The sequence below is a fragment of the Mycobacterium sp. NPDC003323 genome, assembly GCF_053589535.1.
In genome coordinates this window covers 92,501-106,350 of record NZ_JBSFSB010000003.1, presented here as the reverse complement: position 1 = coordinate 106,350, position 13,850 = coordinate 92,501, and the positions used below count along the sequence as shown (strand labels likewise).

General features: G+C 68.7%; 14 protein-coding genes. 2 read left to right on the top strand and 12 right to left on the bottom strand.

The window, feature by feature from the left end; genetic code table 11:
• Positions 1-38: 38 nt before the first annotated feature.
• Positions 39-875, top strand: coding sequence for an SDR family oxidoreductase (locus ACWDUN_RS10095; protein ID WP_449928031.1), 837 nt, complete (start codon positions 39-41; stop codon positions 873-875).
• A gap of 64 nt (positions 876-939) precedes the next feature.
• On the opposite strand, the gene ACWDUN_RS10090 is transcribed toward ACWDUN_RS10095, so the two are convergent.
• From ACWDUN_RS10090 to ACWDUN_RS10065, 6 genes are all read right to left on the bottom strand, one after another.
• Positions 940-1,269: a DUF732 domain-containing protein gene (locus ACWDUN_RS10090; RefSeq protein ID WP_449928029.1), complete on the bottom strand. Its 330-nt coding sequence runs from the start codon at positions 1,267-1,269 to the stop codon at positions 940-942.
• A gap of 79 nt (positions 1,270-1,348) precedes the next feature.
• Positions 1,349-1,837 carry a (2Fe-2S)-binding protein gene (locus ACWDUN_RS10085; protein WP_449928027.1) on the bottom strand — a complete coding sequence of 163 codons (489 nt, stop codon included), beginning with the start codon at positions 1,835-1,837 and terminating at the stop codon, positions 1,349-1,351.
• Positions 1,830-2,705 carry an FAD binding domain-containing protein gene (locus ACWDUN_RS10080; protein WP_449928025.1) on the bottom strand — a complete coding sequence of 292 codons (876 nt, stop codon included), beginning with the start codon at positions 2,703-2,705 and terminating at the stop codon, positions 1,830-1,832. The genes ACWDUN_RS10085 and ACWDUN_RS10080 overlap by 8 nt, the downstream gene beginning before the upstream one ends.
• The gene (locus ACWDUN_RS10075) at positions 2,702-3,406 is read right to left on the bottom strand and encodes an SRPBCC family protein (RefSeq protein ID WP_449928024.1); all 705 of its coding nucleotides are present in this window, start codon (positions 3,404-3,406) and stop codon (positions 2,702-2,704) included. The genes ACWDUN_RS10080 and ACWDUN_RS10075 overlap by 4 nt, the downstream gene beginning before the upstream one ends.
• A 3-nt stretch (positions 3,407-3,409) precedes the next feature.
• Complete coding sequence (locus ACWDUN_RS10070) at positions 3,410-5,743, bottom strand: xanthine dehydrogenase family protein molybdopterin-binding subunit (protein WP_449928022.1); 2,334 nt, start codon at positions 5,741-5,743, stop codon at positions 3,410-3,412.
• A gap of 112 nt (positions 5,744-5,855) precedes the next feature.
• The gene (locus tag ACWDUN_RS10065) at positions 5,856-7,004 is read right to left on the bottom strand and encodes an XdhC family protein (protein WP_449928020.1); all 1,149 of its coding nucleotides are present in this window, start codon (positions 7,002-7,004) and stop codon (positions 5,856-5,858) included.
• A gap of 153 nt (positions 7,005-7,157) precedes the next feature.
• On the opposite strand from ACWDUN_RS10065, the gene ACWDUN_RS10060 reads away from it, so the two are divergent.
• On the top strand, positions 7,158-7,442 hold the full coding sequence (locus tag ACWDUN_RS10060) for a hypothetical protein (protein WP_449928018.1): 285 nt from the start codon (positions 7,158-7,160) through the stop codon (positions 7,440-7,442).
• Here the strand turns inward: ACWDUN_RS10060 and ACWDUN_RS10055 are convergent.
• From ACWDUN_RS10055 to phnC, 6 genes are all read right to left on the bottom strand, one after another.
• Positions 7,439-7,903, bottom strand: coding sequence for a hypothetical protein (locus ACWDUN_RS10055; RefSeq protein WP_449928016.1), 465 nt, complete (start codon positions 7,901-7,903; stop codon positions 7,439-7,441). The two genes, ACWDUN_RS10060 and ACWDUN_RS10055, sit on opposite strands and share 4 nt — an antisense overlap.
• A 2-nt stretch (positions 7,904-7,905) precedes the next feature.
• On the bottom strand, positions 7,906-9,948 hold the full coding sequence (locus tag ACWDUN_RS10050) for a DUF4185 domain-containing protein (protein ID WP_449928014.1): 2,043 nt from the start codon (positions 9,946-9,948) through the stop codon (positions 7,906-7,908).
• Between the two features lie 123 nt (positions 9,949-10,071).
• On the bottom strand, positions 10,072-10,437 hold the full coding sequence (locus tag ACWDUN_RS10045; protein ID WP_449928012.1) for a hypothetical protein: 366 nt from the start codon (positions 10,435-10,437) through the stop codon (positions 10,072-10,074).
• Positions 10,438-10,471: 34 nt separating this feature from the next.
• Positions 10,472-11,479 (bottom strand): zinc-binding dehydrogenase, encoded by a 1,008-nt coding sequence (locus ACWDUN_RS10040; RefSeq protein ID WP_449928010.1) that lies wholly within the window; start codon positions 11,477-11,479, stop codon positions 10,472-10,474.
• Positions 11,455-13,035: a phosphonate ABC transporter, permease protein PhnE gene (phnE, locus tag ACWDUN_RS10035; RefSeq protein ID WP_449928008.1), complete on the bottom strand. Its 1,581-nt coding sequence runs from the start codon at positions 13,033-13,035 to the stop codon at positions 11,455-11,457. The genes ACWDUN_RS10040 and phnE overlap by 25 nt, the downstream gene beginning before the upstream one ends.
• Positions 13,032-13,850: a phosphonate ABC transporter ATP-binding protein gene (phnC, locus tag ACWDUN_RS10030; protein WP_449928006.1), complete on the bottom strand. Its 819-nt coding sequence runs from the start codon at positions 13,848-13,850 to the stop codon at positions 13,032-13,034. The genes phnE and phnC overlap by 4 nt, the downstream gene beginning before the upstream one ends.

Here is a 13,850-nt window from a genome sequence, read left to right as displayed (position 1 = left end):
TCTAGTTAGTCGATCTTCTTTTCCCGGAGGTAAGACCCATGCTGCTGTCGCTGGCTGATCGCACCTATCTGGTCACCGGTGGTGGCAGCGGAATCGGCAAGGGAGCGGCGGCGGCCATCGTGGCCTCCGGCGGCCGCGTCGTACTCGCCGGCCGCAACGCCGACAAGCTGGCCGCCGCGGCCGAGGAGATCCGCGCGCAGACCCCCGACGGCCAGGTCCGCTACGAACCGGCCGATGTGACCGACGAGGACGAGGCGACCCGGCTGGTGGAGGCCGCCACCGGCTGGCACGGCAGGCTGGACGGCGTCGTGCACAGCGCCGGTGGTTCGGAGACCATCGGCCCGCTCACCCAGATCGACTCCGCGGCTTGGCGCAACACCGTCGACCTCAACATCAACGGCACCATGTACGTGCTCAAGCACGCGGCACGCGAGATGGTCCGCGGCGGTGGCGGGTCCTTCATCGGGATCTCGTCGATCGCCTCGAGCAACACGCACCGGTGGTTCGGCGCCTACGGACCGAGCAAGGCGGCGCTCGATCATCTGATGATGGTGGCCGCCGACGAGCTGGGACCCTCCTCGGTCCGCGTCAACGGCATCCGGCCCGGTCTGACCCGTACCGACATGGTCGCCCCGATCATCGACACGCCGGCGCTCAGCGAGGACTACGCGGCCTGTACGCCGCTTCCGCGGGTGGGGGAGGTGGCCGATGTCGCGAACCTGGCGGTGTTCCTGCTCAGCGACGCCGCGAGCTTCATCACCGGGCAGATCATCAACGTCGACGGCGGCCACGGGCTGCGCCGCGGTCCGGACCTGTCCGGCATGCTCGAGCCGATGTTCGGTGCCGACGGGCTGCGCGGGGTGGTGCCGAACTAGTTTCGGCGGGAGCGCAGCGACCGGGGGATCAGCTTCGGCGGGCTGGAGCGCAGCGACCGGGGGATCAGCTCGGCAGCGCGTCGGGGCAGTACACCCGGGCGGCGATCCCGGCGAACGTGGTGATGCCCTCGTTCTCCAGGTTCGAGTGGTCCTTGATGTAGTAGACGGCCTTCTCGATCTTCTCTTCGCTGCCGTTGCCGAGGATGCGGCACATGCGCTCGGCGAGCTTGATGGCCTCCTCGTCGCTGCCGACCTGCACACCGTGTTCGGCGATCGCGGCCAAAAACTGTTCCTGGGTGAGTTCCTCGGCGGCGGCGGGGGCGGCCAGCGCGGTCGCGCCGACGGCGGGAGCGGCGGCCAGCAGAGTCGCGGCCAGCGTGCGCTTGAAGGTCATGTCTTCTCCTGTCCCCGTCGCCGACGCAGGTGCACGCCGGTAAACGCTGTGATGCCTATCGACGGAGTCGACCTCGACGTTACCGAACGGCGTCGTCGGCCATCAGTTCCTGAGCGCGTTTGACCGCGTTGACGATGCCCTGATATCCGGTGCAGCGGCAGAAATTGCCCGACAGTCCCTCGCGGATCTCGGCGTCGGTGGGCTCCGGATTGTCGCGCAGCAGGGCGGTGATGGAGGTGACGAAGCCGGGCGTGCAGAAGCCGCATTGCAACCCGTGGCATTCCCGCATGGCGGTCTGTACCGCCGACAGCGTGCCGTCGGCATCGGCAATGCCCTCCACGGTGGTGACCTCCTGGCCGTCGGCCTGGACGGCCAGCACCAGGCATGAACGCACCGCCTGCCCGTCGAGCAGCACGGTGCACGCCCCGCACGCGCCGTGTTCGCAGCCCAGGTGGGTGCCGGTCAGGCCGCAGTCCTCGCGCAGGTGGTCGGCCAGCGTGACACGCGGTTCCACCGTCCCCTGGTAGCGGCGGCCGTTGACGGTGATTCCGACGGGTAGGTCATGCATCGAGCGCCTCCGTGATCGCATCGGTCCAGGCGCGCGCGGCCATCGCCGCGCCGACCCGGGTGCGGTAGGCCGCCGAGCCTTGCAGATCGGCGGGTACGTCCGGCAGTTCGGACATGGCCAGCCTGCCGAACTCCTCGGCCGTGATGTCGGTGACCGGACCACCCAGCACGGCCTGCTCGGCCGGGGTGCCGCGTTGCGGGGTGGAACCCAGCCCCAGCAGGCCGACGGCGCAGCGCCGCACCCGGTCCTCGGCGTCGAGCTCTACGGCTACGGTCGCCCCGGCGATCGCGAAATCACCGTGTCTGCGCGCGAATTCGTGAACGGAGAAGCCGCAGCGGCCCGACCAGACCGGAAACCGCACGGCCCGCAGCAGCTCGTCGTCGGCCAGCGCGTTCTCCCACAGCCCGGTGAAGAAGTCGGCCGCGGCGATCCGGCGGTCCCCGCGGGTGGATGCCGCCTCGATGGTGGCGTCCAAAGTCAATGCGACGGCGGCGAACTCGGCGGCCGGATCGGCGTGGGCGATCGCGCCGCCGAGCGTGCCGCGGTTGCGGATCTGGAAGTGTCCGATGTGCGGGGCGGCCAGCGACAGCAGCGGCACCGAATCGGCCACCTCGTCGTCCATGCCCACCAGCGCGTGCGAGGTCCCCGCGCCGATGACGACCTGTCCGTCGACCAGATCGATGCCCTGGAGTTCGGGCACCCGCGAGATGTCGACCAGGTTCTCGAAGTGGGTCAGCCGCATCGCCAGCAGCGGGATCAGACTCTGCCCGCCGGCGAGTACTTTGGCCTCGTCACCGAATTCCGCGAGCGCCGTCACGGCCTCGGAAACCGAGCCCGGCCGGTGATAGGCGAACGGGGCGGGCTTCACGCGAGCAACTTCGACAGTGCGGCGATCAACTCGTCGGTCTTGGCGGCCGCCGGATGCACGGCCTTGCGCCGGCGACCCACGGCGAATCCGAGGGCACCGGCGGCCAGCGCGGCACCGAGCACCGGGCCGTAACGCTTGGCCACCGGCACCGCGACGACCTTGAGCAGGTCGACCGAGTCGGCGGCGGGCTGGGCCGCCACCGCCGCGGTCTCGGCCGTCGGAGCCGAGGTGGCTGCCGAGGTGGCCGCTGCCGTTGTCCCGCCGGTCAATTCGGCCTCCAGGCTGCGTGCGAACTGCGCGATCAGATTGCTCGACACATCGGCCAGCACGCCGCGACCGAACTGGGCGGCCTTGCCGGAGATGGCCAGATCGGTGCTGATCCCCACATAGGTGGACTCACCCTCGTCCTTGAGTTGCGCGGTGACGGTGGCGGCGGCGGTGCCGTTACCGCGGGTCTCCTTGCCCTCGGCGCGCAGCACCAGTCGCCGCGACGACGCGTCCTTCTCCTGGTAGCTGGCCGTGCCCTTGTAGGACACGGTGATCGGACCGACCTTGACCTTGACGGCGCCGGTGAAATCGTCCCCGTCGACGCTCAGCAGCGTGGCGCCGGGCAGGCAGGGTGCGACGCGCTCGACATCGGTGAACACCTCCCATACCTTGTCGGAGGGGACGGCGACCCGGAATTCGTTGGTGAGTTCCACGTTTCAGCTTTCTGCTTGTGCTGACTGCGCTGCTTGTTCGATCAGTTCGACGATCTTGGCCGGGGTGGCGGGCATCTCGGTGACGGTGACGCCCAATGGAGCCAGGGCGTCGTTGATGGCATTGATGACAGCGGGCGGGGAGCCGATGGCCCCGCCCTCGCCGGCTCCCTTGTATCCACCGACGCCGGGGCCGGGGATCTCGACATGCCCGAACTCGATGGGCGGTACCTCGGTGGCGGTCGGCAACAGGTAGTCCACGAAGGTCGAGGCGACGGGATTGCCGGCCTCGTCGTAGGCCAGGTGTTCCAGCAGGGCGCCGCCGATGCCCTGCACGGTGCCACCGGCCACCTGCCCCTCGACGACATTGGGGTTGATCATCGGTCCGACATCCTCGCTGACGATATAGCGGGTCAGCGACACCTGGCCGGTGACGGTGTCGACCTCGCAGGTGCACACATGGGTGGCGTTGGCCCAGTGGATCATCGCCTGCGAGTTGAACCGCGCGGTCGCCTCCAGGGTCGGGGACACGCCGCCCAGCTGGGCCGGGTCGTAGTAGGCGCGGTAGGCGATATCGGCGAAGCCGACGCTCTTGTCGGGATCGGCGCCGACGGTGGCGACGGAATCGCCGAGTTCGATGTCGCCGGCCTCGACGCCGAGCATCTGGGCGGCGATGGCGGTGATCTGCCCGCGCAGGATGGTGCCTGCCTCGTGCACCGCCCCGGCGGTCATGGGACCGCTGCGGCTGCCCTGGGTGCCCGCCCCGTACGGGGTCACCGCGGTGTCGCCCTGGATGGTGGAGACGTCATCGATCTTGGCGCCCAACGCATCCGCGGTGAGCTGCACGACGGTCGTCTCGATGCTGTTGCCGCTGGACCCGCCGTTGACGTAGACGTTGATCTTGCCGGTCGGCTCCATCCGGATGGTGGCGCCCTCGGTGGCCAGGTGGCCGGTGGCCGCGCCGGTGGGCTCGATATAGGCCGAGAAGCCCAGTCCGATATAGCGTCCCTGGGCCAGCGCCTCGGCCTGTTCCTTGCGGAATCCCTCGTGGTCGAGGATCTTGACGGCCTGTTCGAAGGTGTCCGCCGGAGCGCAGTTGTCATACGGCATGCCGTTGGGATTGAAGAACGGCATCTCGTCACCGCGCAGGATGTTGATGCGGCGCAGTTCCACCGGGTCCATCCCGATCTTGCGGGCGGCGATGTCGAGAAGCATTTCGCGAGTCAGGGTTTCGTACTGCCACGGCCCGCGGTAGGCATGCAGACCCGGGGTGTTGGAGAACACCGTCTTGTAGTTGAAGCTGGCCTTGGGGACCCGGTACGGGCCGGGGAAGAACATGCCGATCGCGGCGGTGGTGAGCACCGGGTACGGCGTCGGGTAGGCGCCGATGTCCTGGACGAAGTCGATATCGGCGGCCAGGATCTTGCCGTCCTCGTCGAAGGCCATCCGCACGGTGCCGTCGACGTGGCGGGACTGGCCGGCCGACATCAGGTTCTCTCGACGGTCCTCGATCCATTTCAGCGGGCCGGCGACCTTGCGGGCGGCCAGCATGATGCACATGTCCTCGCGCATCGGGACGACCTTCTGGCCGAATCCGCCGCCGGTGTCGCGGACGATGACGCGCACCCCCTGTGCCGGGATGCCCAGCAGTCGGGCGGCGAAGGCGCGCAACTCGTGTGGGGTCTGGGTCGAGCCCCAGATGGTGAGCTCGGATGTGCCCGCAGTCCATTCGACGACCAGGCCGCGGGTCTCCATCGGTACCGGCACGTACATCTGCTGATAGATGCGTTCGGTGACGACATGCGCGGCGTTGGCGAAGACCTCCTCATCCGGTGGCATCCCGGCCATGCCGCCGGCCACATTGTCGGGATAGGCGTCATGCACGACGACGTCGGACCCGACGGCCCGCCGGAAATCGGCGACGGCCGCAAGCGGGCTGTAGTCCACGTCCACCAGATCCACCGCGTCCTCGGCAATCCGGCGGCTCTCGGCGATCACGATGGCGACCGGGTCACCGACGAACTTGGTCTGGGCCTCGGCCAGCGGCGGGCGCGGGGTGTCGGCAACGTCCTTGCCGGCGACCGCGTGCCAGGCCTCCCGCACTTCGGGGTTGATATCGGCGGCGGTGAACACGGCGTGTACCCCGGCCAGTTGGAGCGCTGCGGCGGTGTCGATGCCGTTGATGGTGGCGCGGGCGAACGGGCTGCGCACGAAGCACGCATGCAGCATCCCCGGACGCTGGACATCGTCGACGAAGGTTCCCTTGCCGGTCAGCAGGCGGGTGTCCTCGACACGGGGCACACGGGTGCCGGCATAGCGGGTGGCGACGGTTCCCGTCACGGAGCGGCTCCTGTCATCCGGCACTTTCGCGCGAAAGTGGTCTGGATCACGCACGATTGCAAGTGTGGTTATCGTACACAGAGAGGCGACGTTCCAGAAAGGGAGAGTCGCGTTATCGCACGTCGGAGACGCGCTCGTGATGGATCCGGCCGTCGACGGCGGCCAGCGGTCGACCGCCGCCGCCCCACCGGCGGGCGATGATCTCGGCCACGATCGACACCGCGGTCTCCTCGGGGGTGCGCGCACCCAGGTCCAGCCCGATGGGGCTGGACAGCCGACTCAACTCGGCGGTCCCGAGACCGGCCTCGGTGAGTCGCCGCAGCCGGTCGACGTGGGTGCGCCGCGACCCCATGGCGCCGACGTAGCCAACCTGCGGCAGGCGCAGGGCCACCTCTAGGGCGGGGACGTCGAATTTCGGGTCATGGGTCAGCACGCAGACGGCGGTCCGTGTGTCGATGGCGTCGAGGTCGCGCTGGGCCCGCAGGTAGCGGTCGGGCCAGTCGACCACCACCTCGTCGGCGGCCGGGAACCGGGCGGTGGTGGCGAACACGGGGCGGGCATCGCACACGGTCACCCGGTAGCCCAGGAAGTCGGCCTGTCGGGCCAGCGCGGCGGCGAAGTCGATGGCCCCGATGATCAGCATCCGGGGTCGGGGCGCGTAGCTGGCGACGAAGACCTCCATGCCGCGCTCGGCCGTCTCGTCGAGGCGTTGCCCGTCGGGGCCGTAGGACAGCACGGCGGTCTGGCCCGCGAGCAGCAGTCCGCGGGCGTCGTCGGAAACCGCGTCATCGGCGCGTGAGGATCCTAGCGAGCCGTCGACGCGGTCGGGTTCGATCACCATGCGGCGACCGATCCGGTCGGCGTCGGGGTGGGTGATCACGGTGGCGACGGCGATCGGTCGGTGCGTGTCGATCGCATCGGCGACGGCCGCCAGTTGCGGAAACGTCTGTCGGGAAACCGGTTCGACGAAGACGTCGAGGATCCCGCCGCAGGTCAGTCCGACCGCGAAGGCATCGTCATCGCTGATTCCGTAGCGCTGCTGGACCGGTGTCCCGGAGGTCATCACCTCGGAGGCCAACTCGTAGACCGCGCCCTCCACGCAGCCGCCGGACACCGATCCGGCGACGCTGCCATCGGGCGCGACCACCAGCGCCGCGCCCGCCGGGCGCGGCGCCGAGCGGATGGTGCGCACGACGGTCGCCAGCCCGGCGGTACCGCCGGACCGCCAGGTGGCCATCAGGTCGTCGAGAACCTCGCGCACGGCGCAAGTCTATGCAGCCCTGTTGATTAGTCGTGCTAAGTTGGGGCACGTGGCGAGCCCGCGGTGGTGGGCGGCCTCGGATGACAGGGTCGGGGGACTTGGTTGTCAGCTGTGCTTGTGTGGGAGATGGTCGTGAGTTTTGTGAAGATCGATATGAAGAAGCTTGTGCGGCAGACGGGAATTGCCGGCGCGGTCTGCGCCGGATCGGTCGGGATGTTTCTCGGAATCGGTCCCGGTGTGGCCGACGCCGCTCCGCCGTCGCCCGCGGGTAGCGGTATGGACCCGGCGCAGGATCGCGGACGAGGCCACGGGTGGCATGACGACCGTGGGTGGCGCGGTCACGACCGGGATTGGAACAACGACGGCCGCCCGTCGGGCCTGTACATCAATCTGCCGTGCGTCACCGGGCCCTACGGGGTCGTCACCTGGTGTCCCTAGGGCTCGCGCACCCACAGGCAATGCCCGGTCATCGCGATATCGAACAGCCGAGGCGCCACCTCTAGCGAAAGCGGCTGTCCCGCAGCGCCTTCAGCGGTCATCGGTGCGCCGACAACCCCCGCGCTCAGCACGGCTTGCTGGCTGGCTGCGCAACGGGCATCAGGGGCCAGCGGGGTCGCTGTCCAGGATCCCGAGCGCAGGTTCGGGTTTCGCAGGCCCTCCCCGTGCAGCGCCATGGTCGGGCCGAAGCTGACCCAGCGATCGCTGGGCGCGGCCGGCGCCGGTACCGGCTGCCAGCGCCCGTCCCGGCAGACCAGTGGGGTGGATTGGCCGGCAAGCATGGTGGTCACGTCGGTGAGATCGACCGAGCAGGAGCTGCCCGGTTGTGGCACAACGGGTTCGGCGTAGGCGGGTGCGGCGGTAAGCAGGGCGAGCGTCACCGCCGGTGCGATGCGCAGCATGCTCAGAGCTTGGTGAGGTCGGTCTTCACCAGCCACACGTTGTAGTCGTTCCACACCGACAGGTTGAAGTACAGGTCGGTGCCGGTGCCCAGGGTCGACGGCGACCACGGGTGCATCATCGGGGCGTAGATGCCGCCGCCCTGTTGCCCCATCAGCACCGTCGGGGCCGACCAGCCGCCTTCCGGCCGGTCCGAGGTGCGCAGGATGACGTTGTTGAACTGATCACCATGCAGCGCAACATATTTACCGAGGGTCTTGTTGTACTGCACCGACATCTCGCTGACTTGATTGCCGGCCTTGCCGACACCACACGCGCCGGTCTCGCGACCGAAGATGGCCGATGCCTTGGCCGGATCGTTGCGGTACCAGCCGGCCTTGTAGGCGCCGATGCCAAAGAACCCGCCCTTGCTGCCCTTGCTGTAGTACTCGTATTTGGTCACATCGAGGATGTCGGCCTCGGCGACCCGGGAGATGTAGGCCTGTCCCTGCCGGCCGTTCGGGGTGCCGTAGGAGTACACGAAACCGTCGCCGGGCCGGATCAGGGCGGCCTGTTGGAACTTCGAATTACCGCCGAAGTTGTTCCGGACGCTGGTCGGTGAGATGTACCAGTTCTCGCCGTTGTCCTCGGAATAGGCGATCGCCGAATAGTTCGTGGACCAGGACCCGGCCGCACCCCACTGCTTGACCGACATGAAGCTGACGTACTGGGTTGCACCGAACTGGGTGCCCGGGGTGGGCACCGAGATGCCCGCGGTGGGGATCAGCGTGACGCCGGTCGGCAAACCGCGCGGCAGCCGTTCGGGCAGGATGATCTGGCGCGCATAGTGTTCCTCCCACAGCGGTGAACCACCGAACATGTTGCCGTTCAACCACTGTCCGCCCGGCACGGCCATACCGTCGGCCAGATTGCGGTCCGGGCTGCGGAACAACGTGTTCAACCGCCAGGTGCCGGTCATGTTCGGTCCGCCGAAGGTGTCTCCGAAGGCGATCAGCACCTGGTTCTCGTTGATCGGGGTGTTGGGATCGTCGGGAATGCCGTTGTCCCACATGGTGCCGATGTCGGTACCCCAGATGCCGTACCGGTTGAAGGTGTCGTTGGGGGCGAAGTTGCCGGTCACCCAGTCCACAAAGCTGGTCGACGAGCTGAACTGGTAGCCGCGCGGCGGGAAGTTGGGCCGCGGATTGAGCGCGGCGGCCGCCAAGGCCCGGGCCGAGGTGTCGGTCGCGCTGTTGTTGACGATGTGCGACGGGTCCAGACGGGCCAGCAGGCTGTCCACCTCGCGGCGGGCGAAGGCCAGCAATGTCCAGGCCAGGGTCGGGCTGGCCGGTGACCCGGGCACCACACCGGCCGCCCAGTCCAGAACGTTGGAGACCACCTTGACCACACCGGTGAGCGGGTGTGCCGACTGCCTGGCGGCCGGCCGTGTCGGGTTCTCGGTCACCGTGGCGGTGGCCAGCGTGCGCGCCGCCGCGAACACGGCGACGGTGTCCGCGGTGGCCAGGGTGTCGCTGGGATCGGCCGCCTTCAGCGTCGGCTCGGTGACCGGTGTTGCGGTCTGCGCCGCAGGGGTGGCGGCGGGTGCCGGTTCGGGTTCGGCGACCGGGGTCCGTGGTTCGGACGGTGTCGCGGTGGTGGGCCGGCCGGCCTGGCGGACACCGCGCGGCTTCTTGGTCACCGTCTGCTGCGGCCGTCCGGCGGTGTCATCGGAGTCCTGGGCCGTGTCGGCCGGTTCGGCGATACCGCTGTCGGAATCGGTGTCGTCCGGGTCTTCGGAGTCATCCGAGGCATCGTCGGTGTCTTTGTCGGTACCTATGTCGGTGTCGCGGGTGTCGGCTCCGCTGGGCGACGAGTCGCCATCGGCGGCGGTGCCCGCCGTGGAACTCGCCGAGTCGGTCGACCCGGTGCTGCTGCTGGAGCTGCTTGAGGACCCCGAGGAGTCGGTGCCCTCTGCGGTGGCGATGCCGTGTCCGGTGGCTATCGCGGTGCCCACGCCCAGCGCCACCGCCAGACCCCCGACCCGACCGATATAAGCCGCTGAGCCCATGAAGAAGCCTCCGTGCTGTCCGCCCCCGGCCAAACAAGTTCGGTCTATTAGAACCTCGGCACCGCCGATAGCGGAAGAGGGAAGTACCCCATGGGTCACAACCGTCGCAACTGACCAGGGGATTCAGTCGATCAGGCCGGCCTCGCGCAGCGCCTCGATGTAGAGATCGGTGGCCTCGTCGATTCCGTTACCGACCCACGCGTCCACCACCGCCACCCGGTCGGCCACCAGTTGCACCCGGTTGGCCCATCGCTCGAAGTCCGGGTCCCGGCGCAACTGGTCGATCTGTTCACGGCTGCCTTGGATCAGGAAGAACCCGCCGAGTTCAGAGGTCTGCGGACGCAGGATGGTCACGTCGAAGCGTTCGATCCGTCCACTGTCGGTGAGCTCGGTGAGGAACGCCCGCGAGGCCTTCAGCGTCTCGAGCGCCTGCGGCTCGCGGCCCTGTGTGGGCAGCCCCCACGCCACCCAGAATCCGGCGTCCGCCATCGGTGCACCTCCTTCTCCGACAAGCTACACAGCGTCAGGGTGCGATCGCGGTGCGCAGCGCCGGTGATGGCGGCGGGCGCAAGGCATCGGACAGTCGGCTCAGCGGCAGCGGCGCGGTGACCAGTGAGGTCCACGGGTGCCGGTCGCGGGTGCGATCCAGTAAGTCCACCGCCTGATGCAGATGGTGCGGCTCGTAGTTGTGCACACCGGTGATGGTCAGCCAGCGGCGCACCACGATCTCCGGGTCGACCGGCAGGCTCGGTGCGGGCAGGACCGAACCCGCGAGCACCAGCCGGCCGCCGATGTCGAGGCGCGCCAGCGCACCGGCGATCACCTCGGTGGACCCGGTGTAGTCGATCGCGATGTCGACCGGGCCTCCGTCATCGGGGTGGCCGCCGAAATCCCCGGTCTGTCTGACCCGTTCGGGGTTACGGTCGATGACCGTGACGCGGGCCCCGGCGTCATTGCCGGCGGCGACCGCGGTGAGCCCGAGCATGCCGGCACCCAGCACCAGCAGGCGCCTGTCCCGCAGCGGGCCCGCCGCCTCCAACGTCGCCATCACGGTGGCGGTGGCGCAGGCGGCCGGCGCGGCCACCGCGTCGGGCATCCGTTCGGGGACCGCGGCGATGGTGGTGCCCCGGGGCAGCACGATGTGCTGGGCGTAGGAACCCGACAGCGGCCAGCTGCCCGCGAACGGCTCGTGACCGATCTTGCGGACCGCCGTGCACTTGGCGGTGCGCCCGGCGCGGCACCGGGCGCACACACCGCAGCTGACGGTCACCGACCAGACAATGCGTTGTCCCACCGGCATACCCGGCCCGGACACCACCTCGCCGACGGCCTCGTGGCCGAGGATGGACGGGTGTGGCGCCGGTCGGCGACCCGACACGGTGTGCAGATCGCTGCCGCACACGGTGGCCAGCCGCACCCGGGCCAGCACGTCGCCGTCGTTCAGACGCGGGACGGTCACCTCTTGCAGCGAGATGTCCGACCCGCCGGTCCATATCGCGGCCCGGGTCACACCAGGCGTGAGCGTATCCACCCGGACAGCCTTTCGATCGAGTAGACGATGACGAAGATGATCAGCACGATGGCGCCTGCCACATCGAAGTTCAGGGTGCGGATCGACTCGAACAACAGGAAACCGATACCGCCGGCGCCGACGATGCCCAGCACGGTCGAGGTCCGCACGTTGACGTCGAACAGATACAGACTGGACCCCACGAGGGCGGGCATCGCCTGCGGCAGTACCGCGGACAGCAGGGTCTTCCACCAACCGCCGCCAACCGAACGGACCGCCTCCAACGGCCCTGGGTCGATCTCCTCGACGGCGTCGGCGACCAGTTTGGCCAGGAACCCGATGGACCCGATGGCCAGTGCGCAGGTACCCGCGATGGGGCCGAGACCCAGCGCGGCGACGAACACGACGGCCAGGATGAGTTCGGGGACGGCACGCACCACCAGGATCCAACCGCGGGCCAGCCAGTACAGCGTCGGGTTCGGGGCGATGTTGCGGGCGGCCAGGATGCCGACCGGAATGGACAGCACCACACCGATGGCGGTGGCCACCACGCCGATGGCGACCGTCTGGGCCGCGGCCACGAACAATTCGCTGCCCAGCGCGTCGAAGTTGGGCGGGATCATCCGGGTGAACACCTCCAGCGAGGGGACCACCCAGGTGAACAGCGACACCGGGTTGATCTCCAGCACCACGAAGGAGGCCAGCGTGGTACCGATCAGCAGGCCGGCGAACGAGAATCGGATGGAGCGGTCGCGTCGCGGGTTCATGCCGTCGGAGGTCAGCAACATCCGCCGGATGAAGATGGCCAGCAGTTCCATCGCGACGATGATGACCAAGATGACGCCGACGATGCCGAGGGCGCGGGGATAGATGAGGCCACGCAGGGCGTCCTGCAGTGCGAAACCGATGCCACCGGCGCCGACGAAGCCGAGCACCACCGACATCCGCAGGTTGATGTCGATCCGGTAGACGAAGGTGCCGATCCAGGACGGGATGACCTGCGGGACCACCGCATTGAGCATCTCGCGGATATAGCCGACGCCGGTGCTGCGCACCGCTTCACGCGGTCCCGGATCGCTCTGCTCGATGGCATCGGCGAACAGTTTGCCGAGCATGCCGATCGAGTGCAGTGCCAGGGCCAGGATGCCGGGCAGCACCCCGATGCCAAGTGCGCGCACGAACAGCACCGCGAACAGCAGGTCCGGCATCGCGCGGCAGAACGTGATGAACCCGCGGGCGACGGCGTAGACCGCGGGATGCGGAGTCGTGTTGCGCGCGGCCATGAAGGCCAGTGGAACCGAAGCGATGGCGGCCAGGACGGTGCCCAGCACCGCCATCAGCAGGGTCTCGAACGCCAGGCCGGCGATGCGCCCCGGATCGTCGAGCCGTGGCGGGAGCATGCGCTCGACGAGCGCGACGATCTTGTCGAAATCGGAGATGAGTTCGGCGGGAACGAATTCGATGTACCAGGCCGAGGCCAGGGTGGCCACCAGTGCGGCCACCGCGATCAGGTGCAGCAGGTTCGGCAGCGGTGGCCGGTTGCGCCCGGGTGTGGGCCGGGTGACGGTGGCGGTCATGAGCGTTGTCTGGTGGACTGCTCGGCGGAGGGGTCCACGCGCTGGTAGATGGCCATGACATCGTCGCGGGTCATGCCGACGGCGGGCCGGTCCAGCACCTTGCGGCCGTTGCGCAGACCGACGAGTCGGTGGGCCCACCCGAGTGCCAGGTCGACCTGATGCAGGGTGCACACCACCGTCAGTTTCTGCTCGACGCAGACCTGGAACAGAAGATCCATGACGATGCTTGCGTTTTCGGGGTCCAGCGAGGCGACGGGCTCGTCGGCCAACAGCAGGGCGGGCCGCTGCATGAGGGTGCGGGCGATCGCGATGCGCTGCTGCTGCCCACCCGAGAGGGTGTCGGCGCGGCGTTCGGCGAAGTCGGCCAGTCCCACTCGGTCGAGGTGTGCCAGGGCGGCCGCGCGCATGTGCTTGGGGTAGGTCAGTGCGCCGTAGCGGGGCAGGGTTAGGGCACCGAGACCGCCGATGAGGACGTTCTCCAAACAGCTGAGCCGGCCGACCAGGTTGAAGTGCTGGAACACGAAGCCGACCCGCGTGCGCAGGGCGCGTAGTTGTTTGGATGACGCCTGATCCACCCGGGTGCCGCCGACGTCGATGTGACCCGATGTCACCGGGTGCAGACCGTTGAAACACCGCAGCAGGGTGGACTTCCCGGAGCCGGACAGGCCGAGCAGAACCAACAGCTCGCTGCGCCGCACGTCGAGGGAGACGTTGTCCAAGGCCACGGTGTCACCGAAGCGTTTGGTCACATCGCGGGCAACGATCACAAGATCGTCGCCCGCGACGGGATGGCCGGGGCCGGCCGAGTCGGTCAT